This window comes from Dyadobacter sp. (assembly GCF_017744695.1).
Taxonomy (GTDB): domain Bacteria; phylum Bacteroidota; class Bacteroidia; order Cytophagales; family Spirosomataceae; genus Dyadobacter.
The window spans coordinates 129545-150959 of sequence record NZ_JAGIAS010000012.1 but is presented as its reverse complement, the minus strand read 5'-3'; the positions used below and the strand labels follow the sequence as shown (position 1 = coordinate 150959).

Sequence of the window (21415 nt, the reverse complement as noted above, 5' to 3'; positions counted from 1 at the left end):
ACATATATCGATGCAACAATACATCATCAGCTCGCTCGTGTACTCGGGCATAGGCATATTGGTCCTGTTTGTCACATTTGCCGCTATTGAAATACTCACTCCGAAGCATAACCTCCGGCGGGAAATCATGGAAAACAAGAACGTGGCGCTGGCCATCTTCGCGGGCTTTTTCATGCTGGCGATTGCCATTATCATCGCGTCGGCAATTCACGGGTAAATGAAAAATACGGCAGGCAGGAACAGTGCGCAGTGGGTGCTGCTCGTGGCGGTGTTCATCATCGCTACGTGCGGATTGATTTACGAACTGGTTGCGGGAACGCTGGCAAGTTACCTGCTGGGTGACAGCGTCACGCAGTTCAGTATCATCATCGGCGTGTACCTTTTTTCAATGGGGATAGGGTCTTACCTCTCCCGGTTTTTCAATGACGATCTGCTCGAATGGTTTATAAGGATAGAACTGCTGGTCGGGCTGGTGGGCGGTTTCAGTGCGATCCTGCTGTTTCTCGTGTTCCCGCTCGCATTCAGTTTCCAACCCGTGTTATATGCGCTGGTAGGGGTGACCGGTATTCTGGTAGGGATTGAGATACCGCTTCTCCTGCGGATTTTGAAGGATAAGGTGGAGTTCGCCGAGCTGGTGAGCAGGGTTTTTACCTATGACTATATCGGGGCATTGCTGGCCTCGCTGATCTTCCCGCTGATTTTTGTGCCGTACCTCGGGCTGATCCGCACGAGTTTGTTCTTCGGTTTGCTGAATGTAGGCGTAGGGTTATACCTCTGCCGGTATTTCGCCGGGGAAGTGAGGAGCGTTACGGCTATCCGCTTCAGCGGCATTCTGATCCTGATCGCCGAGGTGGCGGCATTCATTTTCTCCGAGCAGATTATGAGTTTCAGCGAGACGCTCGCCTATAATGATCACGTTGTTTATTCCACCTCCACACCTTACCAGCGGATCGTGATCACCAAAAACAAGCACGATCTCCGGCTGTATCTGAACAATAACCTTCAATTCAGTTCGGCCGACGAGTACCGCTATCATGAGGCGCTCGTGCATCCGGCGATGACAGCAGCCGCCGGGCCCCGTAACGTGCTCATCCTCGGCGGGGGCGACGGGCTGGCGGCCAGGGAGATATTGAAATACCCATCAGTCCAGAAAGTGCAGCTTGTGGACCTCGACCCGGTGATGACGAAGCTGTTCACCACCCAGGATATTCTGGCCGAAATCAACCGGCATTCGCTGAAAGATCCGCGGGTGACCGTAACGAATGCAGATGCATTTATCTGGTTGAAAGAGAATAAAAAGCAGTTCGATTGCGTGATCATCGATTTCCCGGACCCGTCCGGCTTTTCGGTCGGCAAGCTGTATACTACGGCGTTTTACCGATTGCTGAAAACCGCCATGACGCCGCAAGCGGTGGCAGTGGTGCAAAGCACGTCGCCGTATGTGGCGCCTAAGAGTTTCTGGTGTGTCAATGAAACGCTCAAAGCATCCGGTTTTCAGACAATTCCGTATCATAACTATGTGCCGTCATTCGGCGAATGGGGGTATGTCATGGCCCGGCAATCGGGAGGTTATCAGCTTCCCGACACGTTTGCGATCGAGAAAAAGTACATTAGTCAGGCGGTGATGGAGCAAATGCTGCAATTTCCCGCCGATATGCTGGCCCACGAGCCGCTGGAAGTGAACAAGCTGAATAACCAGGCTTTGGTGAATTATTTTGAAAAGGAGTGGGGCAAATACCTGGATCAATGAGAAGGGACGAATTCATCAGACTAACCGCCGGCATGGCCGTTGCCGCTCCGCTCCTGCATGCCTGCAGTGAGAAAAGGAATGGTAGCACAGTTATTCCCGGGGAGATAGTGGGCGCTTCGGCTGCGGCGGGACATTTACTGCGCGACCACAGTTTCAATCCGCCTGCGGAATACGAAACCAGGGAAGTGGTGATAATTGGTGCGGGGGTGAGCGGTTTGTCGGCGGCAAGGTACCTGTCGCAACAGGGGATAAAGGACCTTATCGTGCTCGATCTGGAACAGCAACCCGGTGGTAATGCGGCTTCGGGGCGCAATGCATTTTCCAGATATCCCTGGGGAGCGCATTATGTGCCGGTGCCGAACAATAACCTGACCGAATACCTCTCATTTTTGGAAGAAGCCAAAGTGATAACCGGCTATGACCAGGCCGGTTTGCCCGTATACGACGAATTTTACCTCTGCCACGATCCCGAGGAACGTTTGTACATCAACGGCCATTGGCAGGAGGGCCTGATCCCGAACTTCGGGCTGAATGCGGCCGAGCTGGCTGAATTCAAAAAGTTCTTTTCCCTCATCGATCATTTCAAAAAGCTAAAAGGCTCCGACGGCCTCGATGCATTCAGTATTCCGGTCGATACTTCGAGCCGCGACGAATCGCTGCGCGCGCTCGACCGCGTGACGATGAAAGCGTGGTTGGACAGCCAGCATTTGACGAGCGAATACATTCGTTGGTACATCGATTACTGTACCCGCGACGATTTTGGCACTCCTTACGATGTAGTGAGCGCCTGGGCAGGGATTCATTACTTTGCTTCCAGAAAAGGCAAAGCGGCCAATGCGGCATATAACGACGTACTTACCTGGGAGCAGGGAAACGGGTTCCTGATCGAGGCGCTGCGTCAGAATCTCGACGGCAAAATTGCTACCGGAGCATTGGCAACGTCCGTCAATGCTACGGCGGACGGTGTGAAAGTCAGCTACCTTGATGTCGCCTCGCGACAGCTCAGAGGGTTGAAGGCCAGGCATTGCATTCTGGCGGTGCCGCAATTCGTTGCTGCCCGGCTTTTGGGAGATACCGAACGGGGGAAAGCGGTAACCGATCATTTTCGCTACGTACCCTGGATGGTCGCAAATCTGACCGTCGGCGACTTGCATGAACGCGGTGGCCAGCCCGCCAGTTGGGATAATGTGATTTACGGAAGTGCTTCATTGGGCTATGTGGATGCTACCCACCAGCAGGTACAGCAACGGAAGGAGCGGCGAAACCTTACTTACTACCTCCCGCTCACGCACACCTCGCCCGAGGTCGCACGCAGGGAAGCGTTTCGTGCCGGACACGCATTCTGGGCGGAAAAAGTACTTGCCGACCTGCAACGCGTGCATCCCGACATCCGGGAGCGGACAGAGCGTATCGATATCATGCTCTGGGGCCACGCCATGGTGCAGCCGCGGCCGGGGATGGTCACCGGTGAGGTGAGAAAGGCACTTTCGAAGAGCGTCGGCGCGGCTATTCATTTCGCACACACCGATCTGGCTGGTGTGAGTATATTCGAGGAGGGCTTTTATCAGGGTATCAAAGCTGCCAGGAAGCTCCTGGAACAAACCTGAACGTCTGATGGAAAAACAGCAGCCCTGGCTGGGTAAGCCGCTAACCGACATTCTTTTTATCCTCGCACCGCCGTTCCTGAGCCTGGCGGTGGTTATTTGTTTTCCTGCCATTTTTCAGGGCAATGCACATATGCCCGATGCCTGGTGGGTAGTTTTGATATTGCTTATCGACGTCGCGCACGTGTATAGCACGCTCTACCGCACGTACCTGAACAAGGAGCTCTACCATCGTTTCAAACCGCTGTTGATTGGTATTCCGGTGTTGGCGTTGCTGGTTGGGGCAGGTATTTACTCGCTGAGCGGGTTATGGTTCTGGCGGGTGTTGGCTTACCTGGCTGTCTATCATTTTGTGCGGCAGCAGTATGGATTCATGCGTTTGTACAGTCGTTTCGAACATACGCCCGCCTGGTACCGGCATGTCGATCAGTTTGTGATTTATTATGCGACGATCTATCCGCTGCTGTACTGGCACCTGCATGGCGGCCGTAACTTCAACTGGTTTATCGAGAACGAATTCCTGATCGCCGCCTCCCGACCGGCCCTGAATGCGGCCACAGGTGTATATTGCGTCATGCTGGTGGTATATGTATGCAAAGAAGTACATTACTGGCTGCATTTCAGAAGTCTTAACATCCCGCGGATCGGAGTCATTACCGGCACGCTGGTGTCCTGGTATTTTGGGATTGTGTATTTCAATGGCGACCTGGCGTTTACCCTGCTGAACGTCGTCAGCCACGGTATCCCCTACATGGCACTGATCTGGATATTCGGGCAAAAGGAAGCTGCCCGTCCGGAATCGGGAAGGTGGTTGCCGCTTTTCTTCGGACAATATGGTGTTGCGCTTTTCCTGGGACTGATCTTCCTGCTGGCCTGGTTTGAAGAGGGCCTTTGGGACTGGACCGTCTGGAAAGAGCACCGGAACCTTTTTGCCCTGTTCCATCAATTTCCGATTATGGTAGGAAAACCGGCACTCGCATTAATCGTGCCGCTACTGGCTGTCCCTCAAATCACCCATTACGTGATCGACGGCTTCATTTGGAAGAAGGGACAGCATTAAAGCTTCACGATTTTCTTGACGGCCTGGCCGTTGGCGCCCGAATAGATGATTACATATTGACCCGGAGGCAGGCTTTTGACGTCCAGTCGTTTAGTCTTACCAACCGTGAGTTTAAGTAGCTCATATCCCTTCGGATCCAGGATCCGGATCAACCCGCCTTCTTTCAGATCAATGTTAAGGTCGTTCATAACCGGATTCGGATACACATTCAAATTCAGGTTGTCGGGCAGGTTGCCGATGCGGTCGGGTATGTCGGGGTGTGTCACCACCAGCTCGCCGTCATGGTCGGGAAAAAGAGGCATTTCGTCCATTTTCCATACCTGTAAGCCTTTCGAATAGGTGAAAGCCGATGCATACACGCTTCCCTTGAAATGGAAAGCTTCCTGTAATGAGATGCCCTCCTGGCCTTTGACGATTTCGGGAAAGCGATACAGCGAATCGCTGTCAAAGCGGGCAAGCTCAAAACCGGTAGCAGTGGTATTGAAGGATGTATAATTGGAAAGAGGGCTGCCGAGGGCGTCATACCAGCCGGGCACCTGGTATTTTTTTACAGGAACATCGCCCGCTACCGAGTAGACGCTCACGGACGAAGGAATGGCCGGATCGGCTACCAGTGCAAGATCCTCGTTCAGAGACCTGATCACAAAAACTCCCGCCGGGAAATCGACGCGTTTCCCATTGGCAATATCTACCAGGATGGGGTGCCGGTTATTTCCCATATCGTTGAACACCAACTTGTCGCCAAGCCCCGCCAGCGTGAATTCGGCTGACTGGTCTTTGAAGAGATTAATAATTTTGCCGCGTTTCTGGTCGTATACATACCAGGAGCTGCCGGCATTGCTTCTGACTTTGATCAGTACGCCCTGGGGAACGGTCTGCGTAGATTCAATATCCTCGGTAAATTGCTGACTGACAACGTTATCGTTGTGTACAATCACGATCTGGCGTGTCCCCAAAAGCGTGGCGATATTGCCCGTCATGACGTCGACGGGTTGCACGTTGGTGAATTCACCCAGCAATTCGGCTGTACTTCCCCTGTAAATTTTTACATCCTGCCCGCTCTTGGTGCCGGCGATCAGGCAATCGCCCTTGCGGAACAGGTAAGTCATCGAGCCGTTGAAAAGACGGTTGACTTTATCGGAGCCGGCGTCGGTATAACAAATATCGTTCAGATAGCCATTGCTGTTGCGCAGCATATAGTAAATCCGTTTTTCGAAAATCTGGGGACTCATAGGATCGGCACCGCCTTTGTTGAGCTCGATCGGTTTCGGGTCGCCATTTTCAAATCGATAGACCATGTCATAACTCATCCCGTTTTTGACCGCTGCATGGACCATGAAAATGTCGTTGGAAGTTGCGTGGAATTCCCGCTGCTCGAACCGCGCATTGTCAATTTCCCAGACTTTTTCCAAATCGGTAACAAGGCCCACCTTCTTTCCGGCCGCGAAGAATTCAAACACAGCCATGCGGTTGTTGGTGATCGTTTTATCCAAAGTTGGCCAGTCGGTGGTTGGGTAAACATAAAGTTCGCGGGTTCCGGCTTTGGTGCCGTCTGTTTTGAAGATCCTGATGCCTTGCATGCTCGCCGAGGTGAACACGATCTGGTTTCCCGCCCTGATAGAATCCGTTGCCATCTTCCAGGATATCACCGTGCCCTCGTAAGACAACAGCTCGGATGTTGTCTTACCATCGCTTACCCACAGTTTTCCGGTGCGTTGCGCTTCATTATTCGTCCAGAATAGCAGCCGGTTATCGAGTACAGCTCTGTGAGCCAGGTATTTTTCAGCATAAATCGGCCGGGTACTGACCAGCGGCAGACGGAGGGTACCGATGCCGGTGTATACATTGTCTGAAAGTTCATATTCCTTGTTGGCAACCATAACTTTTTGAAAGCCAAAAGGAAGCATTTCGACAGATACGGGTTTGTTCTCGGCGATATTATAAATGCATTTCGCGTAGCCGTATCGAATCTCGAACACGTCGCGAGACTGCGGCACCACCTGCACCTGGCGCCCGGTAACCTCCCTCGGAAGCATGGGCGAAATGCGTTTGGTATTCTTTTTAAAATCAAAAACACCCAGATAGGATGAGTAAATGCTTTCGTAGCCAAAAAGCGTGGTAAAAGTAAGCTGGTCGCCGTCAATCACGAAGTTGGTATGAAACGGACCTTCTACCGAACCTGTGGGCGTTTTCGCATACATCATGCTCGATTCCAGATCACCGACGGTTTCCCAGTTATGCCCCTCGATGACTTTGAATACTTTCAGTCCCAGGTTGTTTTTGGAATAAATGCCGTCGTTGATCAGATAAAGTGCGCCGGCGTTGTCCCGCAGCATGAGCGGTGCAGCACCCCGGTTCCAATCGTACGTTTTGGCATTTTCAGTTCGGTTCGCAGGGACTACCACCAGTTTCTTTTCAACATACCCGGCATCGACGGCTATATATTCGTATCCATTTTGCCTTTCTATCAGGATGTCGTTCAGCGGAGGGCCGGGATGGGTTGCAAGAATCCTTGCTTCGCTGTCAAACACTTTCAGCGTCCATTTCTTAGCGGTCGAATCATATAAACCGTAGTACAGACTTCCGCCGGAGTATTTAAAAGTGGTCGCATCTTCATTCAGAAAATCAGTTTGCCCAGCGGCGTCCAGCCACGCAAATGAAAACTGCTGGGTAAAACTATTCCGGAAAGTCACGAGCAGCTTTTCCGCCACGATGTTCAGGTTCAGCGTGCTGTCGGAGCGCAACAGCTTTTCCGTGCCAGCCGGGGTACCATCGGTTTTCCAGATTTCAGTCCCGTTGGCGACGAAATACAAGAGATCGCCGAATTTAGCGAAATCGGTAGAGTAGGAGTCTTGATACCCTGGAACAATGTCCTTTAGAAGCTTTGTGTTTGCCTTTGTCCCGTCCGAAACCCATAGCTCGTTACCATTTGCCGGAGAAAACAGGGAGAAGATCATCCGGTTTCCGATTTGCGACTGATACACCGGATTGAGCGCTTGTTTGTTATTGCTGTTATCGAAATTGGTAATCTGTTTTTGTGCGATACAGCAGGTTGTCGTCGACAGCACTAAATGCAGGAAGTAAAGATATTTTTTCATGGCTAATCATTGATGGTGTATGTAATATTAGGCAAACAATTCCTTCAAAAGATGTTTTCGCTGCTTGCTGATAATGGCCTGATAATTACCTTCCATGAGCAAATATCCGCCTTCTTCCTTTCTGAAAGATACGATCCTGTTTTTGTTAATCAAATACGATTGATGTGTCCTGATAAACCCATAAGGTTCAAGAATGTTTTCATATTCCGAAATGGGTTTGCTGACGGTTATATTTTTGTTTCCTGTTAAATGAAAGGTGGTATAACTATTATCCGATTTGCAGAATATAATATCGTCGATCAGCACATAATGAATTTCATTGGCCTCCGCCAATGCGATCTTTTTTTGCCGTTGGGAAGGCAGGTTTTCAAATGATTGGATCAGCATGGAAATCTGTGCGCTTTGATCGCGTTCCTTCTTTTTGTCGGCCGCTTTTCTGACAGCCCCGGTCAGTTCGAGGTGATCGAGCGGTTTAAGCAAATAGTCGGTGGCCGAAAATTTAATGGCTTGAATGCCGTACAGATCGTAAGCGGTTGTGAAAATAATGCTGCCCTGGAAATGGCAGAGCCGTTTTAACAGGTCGAAACCCGTTTCGCTTTGCAGACGGATATCCAGAAAAAGGATATCCGTCTGCTCTTTGATCAGAAAGTCATACGCGTCGCCTACGTTGTGTGCATAACCCGCGACTTCCACGTGCGGGCAATGCGTTGCCAGAGCGAGGCGCAGGTTGTGCACCGCCTGGATCTCGTCGTCGAGTATAAAACAGCGAATGGGTGTCATGAGAGCCATTTCAATAGTCTGATTTCCGTGGTAGTCCCGGCACCGGGGCTGGATTTGGTTTGAAGGACAATTTGCATGGCCGGCAGCTTTTCGTTGATCAGGGCTATTCGCTTACCGGTTAAAGAAAGGCCATGCCCCGGTACTTTTAATGACGGGTCGTATCCAATGCCGTTGTCCGCAATTACGACAACAAGGTCGGTAGCATCGCAGCGGATGGTAATGGTCAGCGTGGGGTTGCGCACAGTTTCCGCAAGCCCGTGACGAATGCTGTTTTCGATGATGGGCTGTAAAAGAAGTGGCGGGAAATCGATCGAAGAGAGCTCATTCCCGCACTCGGTCCGGAAGGTGTACGTAAATGTTTTTCGTTTTTGTTCCAATGCAATGTATTTTTCCTCGATACCGATTTCCTCGGCAAGCGAGACAAGATCTTTTCGGCCACTATCCATGATCGTGCGCATGAAAGTCGCTACTTCGGTAATGTACTGGTTGGCCGCTTCCGGGTCGTTCTGCCGGATCAGTGATTGCACGGCATTCAGCGAATTGAACAGGAAATGCGGGTTCAACTGGCCGCTGAGCAATTGGAGCTGGTTTTCGATTTCGCTTTTCTTGCGATCGAGGCGTGCGAGCTGTCTTTTGTGGCGCTGTTTTTGAATAAAAATGGCCAGCAGTGCGAGCGCAATTACGCCCAGTATCAGCTGTGCGACATCGATCCAGCCCGGACGTCTGGGCAGCGGTTTTACGTCGATTGTTACCCGGTGAATGCTTTCCGGCTGGTGTTTGTACCGAAGAAATATTTTTAGGATCTTACCGGGCTCCGGTTTGTCGAGGTAAATGTAGGAGTAACCCTGGCTAAACTTGATATCATCCTGACCGCCCAGCCGCTGCCAGTTTTCCGGCTCTCCAATCGCGTACTCAATGCCGCTGTTACGGGGCATTTTGCCAAAGAAATAGTACTGGTCATGATTCGAAAACCGCAGAAATGCCGAATGCCCGCCCTCGATTTCGAAATGGTTGGCTTGCGGGCCTTGTTCCGTCCGTACTTTGTTGATTTCGGTGTTCAGAATGTCCTGAAAGTTCTTTTCCGATGAAAACTCTACGAAATTGAAATAGTTGGGTACGCTCCGCACGCGGGTGATGGAGAAATGGTACACATCTGCCAGGGTACTTTTATTTCGGAAAGCGACATTCAGCGAATCGCCGAGCCGCAGCTCGAATTTTCCTGCATGGTAATGTTCGGCTGGTATCGTTTCAACCTCGCTGATCTCATGACGGAAATCGCTGCTTACGTGGCCTATGTAAAAATCGGGATCGTTTTGAAGCGATGTAACGTCCGTCCAATCATTTTTCAACACGCCGTTAACAGCCGTCCTGAATTGTAAGTCTTTGAAATCGATGTAAGGAATTTGCTCTCCTTTCTGTGCGAGTACTTTGCCAAATGGATAAAAGTCGAGCGAGAAGCGGCCCATTGAGACATAGAATTTCGATGGGTCGACGGTCGAAAGTTCCCTTGTTAGTGAGGCGTCGGTGTAAAGAAACTGGTTGTCATAGTTAGGAGTGAGGAATGAAATTTTATCCGAATTGGCAGTAACGTTGCCCGCCATGGTAACAATGCAGGAATCGCACACAACGCCATCATGGATTTCCTTGATGGCAAGCATGTTGTTTGCCACATATTGCCCTCGCGCGGCGGTCAAGGAAATAAGCAAAAGGAGAAGCGAGGTTAGGTTTTTCATATTTGTGAAAAGGTCTGGTTCTGCCGCAAATACGTGATGGTACCGGACAGCAACCTCACCAAAACTGAATACGATGCTTTTCAATTTGAATTTGGCATATTATCAGGCAAAACCGACCGCAAATGCCTAAATTTGTAACCATGAGATTCGCACCAACACTCTGACACTCCTTCTCGTGCAGCCGTTGCACACTGTCCCCGTTTTTCGGGGATCAGGATTTTATTATCCCGATTTTTCAATCTTTAACTATTGAAATCCATGGAAGGAGTACTGAATTCCCAGCAAATAGATCAATTCATCACAGAGGGCTTTATCCGCATTGATCATGCGTTTTCAGCCGAAATAGCCGGGCAGGCAAGGGACATTTTGTGGAACGACCTCAGCCTTGACCGAAACAATCCTGCCACGTGGACCAGGCCGGTGATCCGCCAGGGTATGTACGCGCAGGGGCCATTCGTTGCATCCGCCAACACGCCGGTCTTGCACGCGGCCTTCGATCGGTTGGTAGGAGCAGGCAAATGGCTGCCTTGCCGCAGCATGGGCACATTTCCGGTACGGTTCCCCTCCGACGAAGACCCTGGTGATGCGGGCTGGCACGTCGATGCCAGCTTCCCGGGCAACGATCCGGCCAATTTTCTGGACTGGCGTGTGAATATTCATTCAAAAGGCCGGGGCCTACTGATGCTCTTCCTGTACTCGGACGTAGGCGAGCACGATGCGCCCACGCGTATACGTGTAGGTTCGCACATGGACGTGGCACGTGCGCTGGCACCGGAAGGGGAAACCGGACTGTCTTTTATGGAGCTCGCGGGCAAGCTGGATTCCATGCCGGAAAGAGAGATCGTATGGGCTACCGGGAAAGCCGGTACTGTTTACCTCTGTCACCCATTCATCGTTCACGCCGCGCAAGCGCACCAGGGAACGGAGCCGAAGTTTATGGCACAGCCGCCATTGTTGTTGTGTGAGGATTTGACTGTCGAGGGCGCTTCGCCTGTCGAGAGGGCTATTAAAGAAGCGCTCGTGCAAATCTCCTGATTTGCATAAACTATTCGTAGGCCTCCGGCCGGTCGGTATTGCACCGCGTCTTTGCATTATAGACCGGCCGGAGGCCTACGAATAGTTTGTCACGAAGAAGACCTTCGCGCTATTTTACCACTCCGCTGCACTGCCGTCGTCGTGCGACCAGAGCGGGTTTTTCCAGTTATGGCCGATCGCCGCCATTCTCCGTACCTGCTCTTCGTCTATTTCGATGCCCAGGCCTGGGCCGGAAGGAATCTGAACGTAGCCGTCTTTGTAATCAAATACCGTTCTGTCACTGAGGTAATCCATCAGGTCGCTGCCCTGGTTGTAGTGGATGCCCAGGCTTTGCTCCTGGATGAATGCGTTGTGGGCAGTTGCATCCACCTGCAAACACGCCGCGAGTGCGATCGGACCCAGCGGGCAATGTGGCGCTGCCGCTACGTCGAACGCCTCGGCCATGGAAAGGATTTTTTTGCATTCGGTAATGCCGCCGGCGTGGGACAGGTCGGGCTGGATAATGTCGACATACCCGTCCATGAGCAGGTTTTTGAAATCCCAGCGACTGAACATCCGTTCGCCCGTCGCGATCGGGATGGAAGTATGGGCCGCAATTTCACGCAGGGCCTCGTTGTTTTCGGACAATACCGGTTCTTCGATGAACATCGGTCGGAACGGCTCCAATTCCTTGGCGAGCACTTTGGCCATTGGCTTGTGCAGCCGCCCGTGGAAATCTACGCCGATTTCAAGTCCATACCCGAGCGCCTCGCGGATCGATGCCACTCTTTTGATAGCCAGGTCGATCTTTTCAAAAGAATCGATGTACTGCATTTCATTGGTTGCATTCATTTTAATGGCCTTGAAACCACGGTCGAAGCATTCTTTCGCAGCTCCGGCCACTTCGTCGGGCCTGTCGCCGCCGATCCACGAATAAACCTTGATCTTATCGCGGCATTTGCCTCCGAGAAGCTGATACACGGGCGCATTGAAGTACTTGCCTTTGATGTCCCACAGTGCCTGGTCGATACCTGCGATGGCGCTCATCAGGATCGGTCCGCCGCGATAAAATCCGCCCCGGTACATGGTATTCCAGTGACCTTCGATGTCGAGGGGATCCTTGCCGATCAACGCTTCCATCAATTCGTGCACCGCTGCGGCGACTGTTGCAGCTTTCCCTTCGATCACCGGCTCGCCCCAGCCGACGATGCCTTCATCCGTTTCAATTTTTAAAAACAACCATCTGGGAGGTACCTGGAACAGCTCGTAACTTCTGATTTTCATTCTATTTTTCTTTTACATTGTATAACCCTGCTAATTGGCTATAAATGTAAGGGAGGCATTTCTATATTTCGGCAATTTGAGTTGCTGTTTCATACTTTTAAATGTCTCCATGGGGCCTTCTGCCGCGAATGCGTTCACCGCCCAGGCGGGCAGGTACCCACCCGGGTCCGTGTGCAGCATGTATTCGATACGAACCTTTGCCCCGAGCGGTGTAAGTAGCCACCGGCCCTTCGAATCACTCACCCTGACCACGTTCTTCTTCTTAGGCACCATGCCGGCCACTACCGGGCCGTCGATCGTTACAGCTTTCGTGTAAGGATCCTGGCGCGCTACCAGGTGCGCCACAAAATCGCGGTTGTCGAGCGGCCAGGGCAGGTTTATTTCGGAATGATAATACAAATCGGTGGGAGAGACCCGTTTGACGAGCGTGCACGACTTGGTTTTGTAAACCCATTGCGTCCCGGCCTCCACATCGAGCACCAGCGACACCATCTGAGTGAGCGAAGCATCGACAACACAATCGACCTTAATAGCTTTGATTTTGGATTCAGGAACCGCCGAAGAGTAAATGCGTATCTGTTCCTGGTCGGCAATCAGCTTCCATTTGGTTTGGGCTGACGCTGAGGGGAGAATACCAATGATAACGAGTAATAGGATGAATTTCTGCATTTGTTGGATGAAGTATGGATGGGTAGCATACCTGGTTTTTCAGTATGACAACCCAATCTCAACAACCCCTACTAATGGCATTAAATTCCGGTTAATGCTTTAAAAAAATGTGCAGGCGGGCTATTCTTGAGCACTTCCCGCCTAAGCGAGGCAAGAGTGACTAGTCAACGACAATCAATTTCTGCGGAAATTTCATCCCCCTTATCTCTATTTGGTATTTTCCGGGTTTGAGCTCCCTGTCAATGGGAGAATACAACGTGATTGCGATGCGATTTGGCTCTTCGGCGCGGCAGCCAGTAAGGCAGGCGCCATCTGCATACACCCAGGCACTACTTTTGCCATCCTCGCCCTTGAAAGAAATTTGATCGAAGTAATAGTTATTGTATAAATGCTGCACCGGTAAAGTCATATTTAGAACACCGGTTTTTAGTGAAAAGATTGTTTCTTCATAAACGTCCAGTGGCGCTAGCGGGCCCGTGGCCACAATGTTTAACCGGTAGGTGGCAGTTTTCGTCTTGTTACCAATCCGGAAGAAAACATCTTGCGTTGGTTTACTACAATGGCAAAAAGCAGAAATATCAATCGTCCCGTCCGGAAGCAGGCCGACAGGCTCTGCACCTTCCGTGAGTTTCAAAACAGGTTTCAAACCACCTGCAAGCACTGCCGGCATCCTGACGGTAATCACCGAATTGGCGGCGTCGAACGTCACATTTTCGTCGGACAAGCCCACGAATGAAATGCTCTGAATGGCAGGCATGTCGCTTATCGGGCCAGACGAATCCTTGCAACCGGGCAGCAGAATGCCGGCCATGACGGTGGTCAACAGAATGTGTTTCATGGCGTTAGCTGGTGGTTTTTGGTGAATATACAAAAAAGCTAACGATGGTTACATCAGGTCAAATCCCATTCTTTTCTGGGCTTGCGCGATAACAACCGGTTAGCCTCCTTGTCACCGGTGAACTTTTCCTTTTTCGCATTCCAGGTCAGTTCGCGTTTCAGGCGGTAGGAAATCAATCCCAAATGCATCGGGATGGTCATTTCGCGCGCGTAGGCGAGGTTGGATTCGGGCTGTTTGCGGGATTTCACGCAGTCGATGAAGTTCTGCTGGTGCCCGGGTGAGCGCGGATTGGTGATAGGGACGGCCGCGATATCGGTCATTTTCTCGCCGTTGATCGTCAGTTCGCGCATGCTGTAATCGCAGATCAGCGTTCCCTTATCCCCCTCGAAGAATGCACCGATGCCACGGTCGGCAGCGCCAGGGACGTCGGGTGGGTTGGACGACCAGTATACTTTCAAGCCATCGAATTCATAATCCACATCCAGCGTTTTCGGCGCGTCGGCAATGCCGGCGTATGCGGTACCCCGTGCGTTGATTTTTTTCAATCCCGTCGGATGGATCGCCGAATACATCACATCGGCGATGTGGCACCAGAAATCGGCAAACTCACCGCCGGAGTAATCGAGGAAATAGCGGTAGGTGAAGTGGCATTTCTCGGGAATATATTCCGTGAACGGTGCCGGTCCGAGCCACATGTCCCAGTTCAATGTTTTAGGGACTGGCTGCACCGTCGGTGAGCCTAATTCTTTGGTACCCGATTTTTTCCAAAGCCGAACTGTATGCACTTTACCGATGGATCCTGATTGAATGAGCTCCACCACCCGGTGAAAATTATCGCCCGCGTGGATCTGGTTGCCCATCTGGAACACCCGGTCATGCTTTTCAAGCTGTTTCAGCATCATTTTTCCTTCTTTCAAACAATAGGAAAGCGGCTTTTCGCCATACACATCCTTCCCTGCCTGAAACGCCAGCGTCGCGATCTGCGCATGCCAATGGTCGGGCGTGGCCACGGTAATGGCATCGATGTCTTTTCTTTCGAGAATGCGCCGGAAATCACCATACGTATCCACTTTGATGCCCGGTTTCATCGCTTCGAGCCGTTGTTTCGTCTCGCCCAAATGCAGCTCATCCACATCGCAGAGCGCGACGATCTCTGCGTCCGGCAGGTTTGCAAACCATTTCATATGGTTATTCCCCATTCCGCCCAATCCGATGTGCGCTATACGCACGCGGTCGCTGGGCGCAGCGCGGGTGATCAGGTTGGGTAAAATTGTCAGCCCGAGGGTAGTAAGCCCGGCCGTCTTAATGAAATCGCGGCGGTTAGTCGATTGGGTCATTGGTGATTGGTTTAGGAAGTTGGTGGTATTAAAAGGGAGGAGTGGGGGAATGTTACTGGTTTTTCCGGCGCTTGATAATTCATTGGTTGCCGTTCGTGCATCGCTGCGTTCGACTCGTTGGAATAGTTAAGGCATCTTTCAAATTTGCCAATTCCAAAAACATAGTATTAAAGAAATTAAGAAACTGCCTTGTTATGGTGAGGGTCAGCGAAAGTTCCCTAAACGTCACTATGAACGTTTGGACACCTAAGACAAGGCATTACACTTCCATCAATCATATTATGAATACTTTGCTCAAAAGCGTGGAGTCAGACGAAGCCATTTGTCTCAGTTATGGTAAAAACGTCAAAGAACTATTAAGCCAAAGCACCGCATCCGAATGGATTGAGGACCTTTGGATCATTTACAGTGATCACATGGCATTTCAAAAAGAGGCCGGATGCAATCCGCGCATCGGGGAGATTTTTCTGTCGTTTCGGGAGTTGGTGTTTTTCTTTCAAAAGTTGGACCCGGGCAGAGAGGTAAAAATTGGAGGATAGTAGGGAATGGCGCTGCCTACGCAGCGGCGCTGCCCTCCTTTATTAATATTTGAATTTTTTTCGTTTTCATATGAATCCCGAAAATTATCCGACCTGCAAAACCTCGAATGGGGAATACCAATTTTTTAGCGATGGGCGACGGGGTGTTTTCGAAATGAGAGTTGTCTTTGAACAAGTTGGTGACGATACTTATAATTTGGCTTTTGGGGTTTGGGATCCTGTATCGGGGAGCATCAATGACAGCGAAGTACTTCGAAATGGAGATATGGATAAGATATTGGCGACCGTGGGATTCGCAGTGATTGAATTTTTAAGAATGAGAGAAAAGGCTCTTATAATCGCAACAGGAAGGGTGCTGCCCGGTGCTAATCCTACTCGTAACCGCAAGTATCGCATGAGCATAGGTAAGCACCTCGATTGGCTCGCAAGAGATTACCACATTCTTGGTTTCTTAGCCGACCGTGGTGATGATCAAGAGATAATTGGGCAATGGCCTCATGGATGGTCTGGCACCTGGAAGGTTTTCAATAGAGAGACTAACTTCGATGCATTCTTGTTAAGAAAGAAGTAAATTATTAACTTTCAAATACTAAAAACAAATGATCGTGATGAAAACAGCCTTAGAGAACAGCCAAAGTGCAAAATCAGGTAATCAGGTGCCTAATGCGCAAACAAATAATGGTGAAAAGGCGCTTTCAAAAAAAGCGACAGAAATGAAAGTTTTCCTCGCTAACAACCCTATACCCAAAGAATTCCTACAATAATTTTCCTCCATCTAACAACCTCACATCGAAAACGAAATCCCCGTCGCGCCGGCCTGGTCGTATTTCTCCTTTACAAACCGGTACAAATACGGCGATTTGTTCGCGGCGCCAACGCGCTTTTCGTCCAGGCGTTCGAGGATGTCGTAGCTCATGATTAGTTTCTGGAAATTACGGCGGTCGAACTGCCGGTCGAGAATGGTTTCATACAGGCGCTGGAGTTCCGGCATGGTGAATTTCTCCGGGAGGAGATTGTAGCCTATCGGGTGGTTGCGGGCGTGCTGGCGCAGGGCTTTTAACGCGCGTTCGATCATTTCGTTGTGGTCGAAGAGGAGGTTAGGGACGTCGGCGAGCGACCACCAGCGGCATTCGTCCGTGAACCAGTCGGGCGTGGGCTGTACCTGGTCGAACTCTACGAGGGCATAGTAGCCGATCGAGACGACGCGCCGGAAGATAATGCCGTCGAAAAAGCCTTTTCCGAACGTCGCTTCCAACTTTTCAAGCAGTTCTTTTTCGGGATGATACGTGTAGCGGTTTACATTGCCGAATGTGTAGAACTGTTGCAGGTATACATCGTTCAGGCCGGTACGTTGGGTGAGAATGCGGTTCGCCGCATCGTCGGCAGACTCGTCGAGCAGGATATGCCCTCCCGGCAGGCTCCACCCGTCGGTGCCTTTCCAGCGCAGCAGCAACACTTTCAGTTCCCCCTCGTGGAACCCGAATACGGTACAGTCGAGGGAAACCTCTTTCAATGCCTTATCAAAAAACTCCTTCAAATTGTGCTCCATCGGTAATAAGCTGGCAATGAGAAAAATTTTTAATGCGTAAATTTTACACAAAGAAAATTTTCTTTATCATTGTATCCATATTTTGGATTGATAAAATTCAATTTTTTAGAAAATAGTTGCTATGTCAGCCGGAGCGGACAGGGCCGCCGGGCGGTCGAAGGCTTCAAAATACTTTCGACCGCCCGGCGACCCCGTCCGCTGACACGGGCTATACTTTTCACTAACAAACCTAATCAACAACATCTGCTTCATGAACAAAACCTCTACACTTTTCTCCCTGCTTTTCTGCGCTACGCTCGCTCATGCGCAGGCGCCGGAGGAAAACCGGTTCCGGAAGGTCGTCCTGACCGAGAACCTGAACGAGCCACTCGAACTCACCGTACTTCCCGACGAGCGTGTAGTGTTTATCGAACGGCACGGCACGGTGAAGCTTTACAGTCCGGTATCTAAAAAGACGACGGTGATCGCCACCATACCCGTCAGCACTAAGTACAGCGACGATTCCGAGGCCGAAGATGGGCTGCTGGGCGTCAATATCGACCCGAACTTTAACCAAAACCACTGGATTTATTTCTACTATTCACCCGCAGGCAGCACGCCTGAGAACATGCTCACGCGGTATGAGCTGAAAGGTAATGCGCTTGACCTCGCTTCGAAAAAGGTGATCCTGCGCATTCCGGTGCAGCGTGATAATTGCTGCCACACCGGCGGCTCGATCGACTGGGATACACAGGGCAATCTCTATCTTTCAACCGGCGATAACACCAGCCCGCGTGCATCGGACGGGTACGCGCCGATCGACGAGCGCCCTGGCCGGAGTCCTTTCGACGCACAGAAATCGTCGTCGAACACAGCCGACTTGCGTGGGAAGATCATCCGCATTCACCCGGAACCGGACGGGACGTACACGATTCCCGAAGGTAATTTGTTTCCCAGGAATGCGTCAGGAGCCTATGACGCGAAAACAAGACCGGAGATTTACACCATGGGGCACCGCAATCCCTATCGCATTTCGGTCGACAGGAAGAATGGTTACCTCTATTGGGGCGATGTCGGGCCGGATGCCGGTAAAGATTCAACGGGCCTGGGGCCCGCGGCGGAGGACGAGTTCGGCCAGGCGCGGAAGGCTGGAAACTATGGCTGGCCGTATTTCGTGGGTGATAATAAGGCTTACTGGGACTTCAACTTCGAGACGAAGCAATCAGGGGAGAAATTCAACCCTGAAAAGCCGGTCAACAATTCACCGAACAATACCGGGCTGACGGAACTCCCGCCAGCGCAAAAGGCGCTGATCTGGTACACTGCCGCGGAGACGAAACGTTTTCCACTGCTCGGTTCGGGCGGGCGCAGCGCGATGGCCGGGCCGGTTTACTACGCCGATCAGTTCAAAGAAGCAAAGCGTGCATTCCCAGCTTACTATGACAAGAAACTGTTCATCTACGAGTGGATGCGCGACTGGATTATGGCCGTAACGCTCAGTCCGAAAGGTGATTATGTAAAAATGGAGCGCTTCCTTCCCAACCTGAAACTGGAACATCCGATCGATATGGCATTTGGGCCGAATGGCGATTTGTATATCCTCGAATATGGCCAGGGCTGGTTTATGGGTAATCCGGAATCGAAATTGGTGCGGATCGAGTACAATGGCGGTAACCGCAAGCCGGCCGTGGCGGCGTCGGTGGATAAAAAGGCGGGTGCCGTGCCATTCCAGGCGCAGTTTTCATCGGCCGGTACCGAGGATTTCGATAAGGACACCCTGCAATACCAATGGAAGATCATTCCGGTAAACGGCGGCGTACCGGTCGTTTTGAATGAACCGAATCCTTCCTATACTTTCAAAAAGAAGGGTATTTACAAGGTTTTGCTTACGGTAACCGATTCCAAGGGGTTGAAAGATTCGCAAAGCCTCTCTGTGCAGGCAGGAAATGAACCGCCGCAGGTTTCACTGGAACTGGCAGGCGGGAACAAGACTTTTTTCTTTCCGGGCAAGCCTGTTCATTACAAAGTGAATGTGTCTGACCAGGAGGACGGTAGTTTGGAGAAAAACACCATTGCGGCGTCGAAAGTGAAGATTACCGCCGCTTACCAGGACGCCGAGGACAAGCAGGCTGCCAATGCAGGAGGGCATCAGGAAGCGCCGGTCACGTTTACCGCAGGAAAAACATTGATCGAAAAAAGCGATTGTAAGGCCTGCCATTTCACGGATAAAAAGTCGGTAGGTCCCGCATTCAGAGATGTCGCAGCCAGGTACCGCGCCGATGCGAATGCCGTAGCTTCGCTTTCGGATAAAATTATCAAAGGCGGCGCGGGCGTGTGGGGTGAAACGGCCATGTCGGCCCATCCGTCCATCGGCCTGCCGGAAGCCGGGCAAATGGTAAAATACATACTCAGCCTTGCGGATGAAAAACAGGCTGCGCAAATGCTGCCACCAACGGGTGAAGTATTGGCCCAAATCCCTGACGGCGGCGATGCAGGCAAGGGCATTTACAAGTTCATAGCCAGTTATACCGACAAAGGTGCCAACGGAATGCCCGCCCAAACTACCGAAAAAACACTCGTTTTGAAGAGCCCGACGTTGCTGTTCGGCAATGCCGATGACGCGTCCAAGAATATCATGCGCTTTAAAATGGGCGAGAATAACCTGCTGATCGTGACGCAGCCCAATACCCACGCCATTTTCAAAAATGTTGACCTGACCGACATTACGGCGCTCGATATGGTGGTGGCTGCACCGAAAGACCAGTTGAATGCACAAGGCGGCGTGGTGGAAGTACACGACGGCTCGCCCGACGGCACATTGCTGGGAAAAACAGAATGGATACCGCCCACCGACGATGCCAGTGCATTTACCTCCAAAACCCCGCCCAAGCCATTCCGCGTACCCCTTTCTCCGCAGAGCGGTGCCCGCGACCTGTATTTTGTTTTTAAAAACGACAATGCAAAAGGGGCCTTGTTTGTCCCGTTCTCGGTCACATTTATTTCGAAATGATTTTCAATTCTAACTAATCTACTCATGAACCATTCACGTCGTCAATTTTTGGGCCAGCTCGGGTTTGCTACCGCCGGGCTTGGTTTTGTTTCAATGAATGCTTTAACTGCCGGATCGCCGGCCGCTGCCGCGCCTGCCGCCGGATCGCCGGCCGCTGCCACGTCGGCCGCCAAATTCAATTTTGACATTTCGCTGGCTGAATTTTCGTTCGCGTCTGAGCTTTTCGGCGGCAAGATGACCAACATGGATTTCCCCGCCCGGGCAAAGAATGACTATGATATTACGATTTTGGAATACGTCTCCGGTTTTTTCAATAATAAACACAAGGATCAGGCTTATCTCAATGAACTGAAAAAGCGCTGCGATGACCTGGGGATGAAAAACCACCTTATTATGGTCGATGGCGAGAATCTGACGGCGCTGGATAATGCGGCGCGAATGAAGGCGGTAGAGGCGCATTATCCGTGGGTGGACGCGGCCAAATTTCTCGGTTGCACGGCTATCCGCGTGAACCTGGGCGATGCGATGGCGATGCTTTCGGGTAAAAAAGAGGAAGGCACGCCTGCGCAGCTCGCGACTGCCGCCGTGGACGGCTACGGCAAGTTGCTTGAATATGCGGGTAAAGCGGGTTTGAATGTGATCGTGGAGAACCACTTCGGCGTCTCTACCGATCCGGATTGGCTGGTAGGCGTGATGAAACAGCTGAAAGCCCCTAACAAGGGCCTTTTGCCCGATTTTGGAAATTTCTGCGCGGAACGGAGCAAGCCTGAGACGCTGGATATCAAGGGTTTTATGGCTACCAAATGTATGAAAGAGCACGACAAATACGACGGCGTGCGCAAAATGATGCCCTATGCCAGGGGTATCAGTGCCAAGACGCACCAGTTCGATGCGAATGGCAATGATCCGGAGACGGACTTTATCAAAATCTTCAAGATCATCAAAGATTCTGGCTGGAATAACGGCATTGTCGGTATTGAATACGAAGGTGGCTTGATGCGCGACATGGGCGGGGATACAACGAAGCCTACCAACGATGAAGGTATCCGGCAGACGAAAGCGCTGTTGGAGAAGGTGTTGGTGGAGCTGGGGTAGTGGGGCTGCGGTCGATTGCTGATGTCGGTCGGCCGCAAGTTGTTAAAACTTCACTTGTCCGACATCGCGATTTGTT

18 protein-coding genes are annotated in these 21415 nt (G+C 51.3%); 10 read left to right on the top strand and 8 right to left on the bottom strand.

Going from position 1 to position 21415, the window contains the following annotated elements; translation table 11 throughout:
- Window positions 1–10 precede the first annotated feature (10 nt).
- The 4 genes from J7619_RS31055 to J7619_RS31040 are packed head-to-tail and all read left to right on the top strand — an operon-like array spanning window position 11 to window position 4414.
- On the top strand, window positions 11–217 hold the full coding sequence (locus J7619_RS31055; RefSeq protein ID WP_090387275.1) for a DUF350 domain-containing protein: 207 nt from the start codon (window positions 11–13) through the stop codon (window positions 215–217).
- Complete coding sequence (locus J7619_RS31050) at window positions 218–1750, top strand: polyamine aminopropyltransferase (protein ID WP_291208448.1); 1533 nt, start codon at window positions 218–220, stop codon at window positions 1748–1750.
- Entirely contained in the window at window positions 1747–3357 is a 1611-nt protein-coding gene (locus tag J7619_RS31045) for an FAD-dependent oxidoreductase (protein ID WP_291208445.1), read from the top strand. The genes J7619_RS31050 and J7619_RS31045 overlap by 4 nt, the downstream gene beginning before the upstream one ends.
- A 7-nt stretch (window positions 3358–3364) precedes the next feature.
- Complete coding sequence (locus J7619_RS31040; protein WP_291208442.1) at window positions 3365–4414, top strand: hypothetical protein; 1050 nt, start codon at window positions 3365–3367, stop codon at window positions 4412–4414.
- On the opposite strand, the gene J7619_RS31035 is transcribed toward J7619_RS31040, so the two are convergent.
- The 3 genes from J7619_RS31035 to J7619_RS31025 are packed head-to-tail and all read right to left on the bottom strand — an operon-like array spanning window position 4411 to window position 10025.
- Complete coding sequence (locus J7619_RS31035) at window positions 4411–7512, bottom strand: T9SS type A sorting domain-containing protein (RefSeq protein WP_291208439.1); 3102 nt, start codon at window positions 7510–7512, stop codon at window positions 4411–4413. The genes J7619_RS31040 and J7619_RS31035 overlap by 4 nt on opposite strands.
- Window positions 7513–7539: 27 nt before the next feature.
- Window positions 7540–8292 (bottom strand): LytTR family DNA-binding domain-containing protein, encoded by a 753-nt coding sequence (locus J7619_RS31030; protein ID WP_291208436.1) that lies wholly within the window; start codon window positions 8290–8292, stop codon window positions 7540–7542.
- On the bottom strand, window positions 8289–10025 hold the full coding sequence (locus tag J7619_RS31025) for a sensor histidine kinase (RefSeq protein ID WP_291208433.1): 1737 nt from the start codon (window positions 10023–10025) through the stop codon (window positions 8289–8291). The genes J7619_RS31030 and J7619_RS31025 overlap by 4 nt, the downstream gene beginning before the upstream one ends.
- A gap of 258 nt (window positions 10026–10283) precedes the next feature.
- Here J7619_RS31025 and J7619_RS31020 point away from each other — a divergent pair, with 258 nt between their 5' ends.
- Window positions 10284–11060 (top strand): phytanoyl-CoA dioxygenase family protein, encoded by a 777-nt coding sequence (locus J7619_RS31020; RefSeq protein ID WP_291208431.1) that lies wholly within the window; start codon window positions 10284–10286, stop codon window positions 11058–11060.
- 114 nt (window positions 11061–11174) lie between these two features.
- On the opposite strand, the gene dgoD is transcribed toward J7619_RS31020, so the two are convergent.
- From dgoD to J7619_RS31000, 4 genes are all read right to left on the bottom strand, one after another.
- Entirely contained in the window at window positions 11175–12323 is a 1149-nt protein-coding gene (gene dgoD, locus J7619_RS31015; protein WP_291208428.1) for a galactonate dehydratase, read from the bottom strand.
- 30 nt (window positions 12324–12353) lie between these two features.
- A complete protein-coding gene (locus tag J7619_RS31010; protein ID WP_291208425.1) occupies window positions 12354–12992 on the bottom strand; it encodes an START domain-containing protein in 639 nt (212 codons plus the stop codon).
- 160 nt (window positions 12993–13152) lie between these two features.
- Window positions 13153–13830 carry a hypothetical protein gene (locus J7619_RS31005; RefSeq protein WP_291208422.1) on the bottom strand — a complete coding sequence of 226 codons (678 nt, stop codon included), beginning with the start codon at window positions 13828–13830 and terminating at the stop codon, window positions 13153–13155.
- A gap of 53 nt (window positions 13831–13883) precedes the next feature.
- A complete protein-coding gene (locus tag J7619_RS31000; RefSeq protein WP_291208419.1) occupies window positions 13884–15167 on the bottom strand; it encodes a Gfo/Idh/MocA family protein in 1284 nt (427 codons plus the stop codon).
- A 230-nt stretch (window positions 15168–15397) separates the two neighbouring features.
- Between J7619_RS31000 and J7619_RS30995 the strand changes: the two genes are divergently transcribed.
- The 3 genes from J7619_RS30995 to J7619_RS30985 all read left to right on the top strand — a co-directional run bounded on the left by J7619_RS30995 (window position 15398) and on the right by J7619_RS30985 (window position 16470).
- Window positions 15398–15706, top strand: a complete 309-nt coding sequence (locus J7619_RS30995) for a hypothetical protein (RefSeq protein WP_291208416.1) — start codon at window positions 15398–15400, stop codon at window positions 15704–15706.
- A 70-nt stretch (window positions 15707–15776) separates the two neighbouring features.
- On the top strand, window positions 15777–16277 hold the full coding sequence (locus J7619_RS30990) for a DUF6934 family protein (RefSeq protein ID WP_291208413.1): 501 nt from the start codon (window positions 15777–15779) through the stop codon (window positions 16275–16277).
- 37 nt (window positions 16278–16314) lie between these two features.
- Window positions 16315–16470: a hypothetical protein gene (locus J7619_RS30985; protein ID WP_291208411.1), complete on the top strand. Its 156-nt coding sequence runs from the start codon at window positions 16315–16317 to the stop codon at window positions 16468–16470.
- Between the two features lie 20 nt (window positions 16471–16490).
- On the opposite strand, the gene J7619_RS30980 is transcribed toward J7619_RS30985, so the two are convergent.
- On the bottom strand, window positions 16491–17255 hold the full coding sequence (locus tag J7619_RS30980) for an NrtR DNA-binding winged helix domain-containing protein (RefSeq protein ID WP_291208409.1): 765 nt from the start codon (window positions 17253–17255) through the stop codon (window positions 16491–16493).
- 250 nt (window positions 17256–17505) lie between these two features.
- On the opposite strand from J7619_RS30980, the gene J7619_RS30975 reads away from it, so the two are divergent.
- Together J7619_RS30975 and J7619_RS30970 are read left to right on the top strand one after the other, a co-directional pair.
- A complete protein-coding gene (locus J7619_RS30975; protein WP_291208407.1) occupies window positions 17506–20244 on the top strand; it encodes a PQQ-dependent sugar dehydrogenase in 2739 nt (912 codons plus the stop codon).
- 24 nt (window positions 20245–20268) lie between these two features.
- Window positions 20269–21339 (top strand): sugar phosphate isomerase/epimerase, encoded by a 1071-nt coding sequence (locus J7619_RS30970; protein WP_291208405.1) that lies wholly within the window; start codon window positions 20269–20271, stop codon window positions 21337–21339.
- Window positions 21340–21415 lie beyond the last annotated feature (76 nt).

What these genes read in the sequence shown, in the direction of transcription:
- J7619_RS31000 (WP_291208419.1), bottom strand. Translation starts at nt 15,167, where the DNA reads ATGACCCAATCGACTAACCGCCGCGATTTCATTAAGACGGCCGGGCTT.
- J7619_RS31030 (WP_291208436.1), bottom strand. Translation starts at nt 8,292, where the DNA reads ATGACACCCATTCGCTGTTTTATACTCGACGACGAGATCCAGGCGGTG.
- J7619_RS30970 (WP_291208405.1), top strand. Translation starts at nt 20,269, where the DNA reads ATGAACCATTCACGTCGTCAATTTTTGGGCCAGCTCGGGTTTGCTACC.
- J7619_RS30990 (WP_291208413.1), top strand. Translation starts at nt 15,777, where the DNA reads ATGAATCCCGAAAATTATCCGACCTGCAAAACCTCGAATGGGGAATAC.
- dgoD (WP_291208428.1), bottom strand. Translation starts at nt 12,323, where the DNA reads ATGAAAATCAGAAGTTACGAGCTGTTCCAGGTACCTCCCAGATGGTTG.
- J7619_RS30980 (WP_291208409.1), bottom strand. Translation starts at nt 17,255, where the DNA reads ATGGAGCACAATTTGAAGGAGTTTTTTGATAAGGCATTGAAAGAGGTT.
- J7619_RS31020 (WP_291208431.1), top strand. Translation starts at nt 10,284, where the DNA reads ATGGAAGGAGTACTGAATTCCCAGCAAATAGATCAATTCATCACAGAG.
- J7619_RS30985 (WP_291208411.1), top strand. Translation starts at nt 16,315, where the DNA reads ATGAAAACAGCCTTAGAGAACAGCCAAAGTGCAAAATCAGGTAATCAG.
- J7619_RS31040 (WP_291208442.1), top strand. Translation starts at nt 3,365, where the DNA reads ATGGAAAAACAGCAGCCCTGGCTGGGTAAGCCGCTAACCGACATTCTT.
- J7619_RS30995 (WP_291208416.1), top strand. Translation starts at nt 15,398, where the DNA reads ATGAACGTTTGGACACCTAAGACAAGGCATTACACTTCCATCAATCAT.
- J7619_RS31010 (WP_291208425.1), bottom strand. Translation starts at nt 12,992, where the DNA reads ATGCAGAAATTCATCCTATTACTCGTTATCATTGGTATTCTCCCCTCA.
- J7619_RS30975 (WP_291208407.1), top strand. Translation starts at nt 17,506, where the DNA reads ATGAACAAAACCTCTACACTTTTCTCCCTGCTTTTCTGCGCTACGCTC.
- J7619_RS31055 (WP_090387275.1), top strand. Translation starts at nt 11, where the DNA reads ATGCAACAATACATCATCAGCTCGCTCGTGTACTCGGGCATAGGCATA.
- J7619_RS31045 (WP_291208445.1), top strand. Translation starts at nt 1,747, where the DNA reads ATGAGAAGGGACGAATTCATCAGACTAACCGCCGGCATGGCCGTTGCC.
- J7619_RS31050 (WP_291208448.1), top strand. Translation starts at nt 218, where the DNA reads ATGAAAAATACGGCAGGCAGGAACAGTGCGCAGTGGGTGCTGCTCGTG.
- J7619_RS31035 (WP_291208439.1), bottom strand. Translation starts at nt 7,512, where the DNA reads ATGAAAAAATATCTTTACTTCCTGCATTTAGTGCTGTCGACGACAACC.
- J7619_RS31005 (WP_291208422.1), bottom strand. Translation starts at nt 13,830, where the DNA reads ATGAAACACATTCTGTTGACCACCGTCATGGCCGGCATTCTGCTGCCC.
- J7619_RS31025 (WP_291208433.1), bottom strand. Translation starts at nt 10,025, where the DNA reads ATGAAAAACCTAACCTCGCTTCTCCTTTTGCTTATTTCCTTGACCGCC.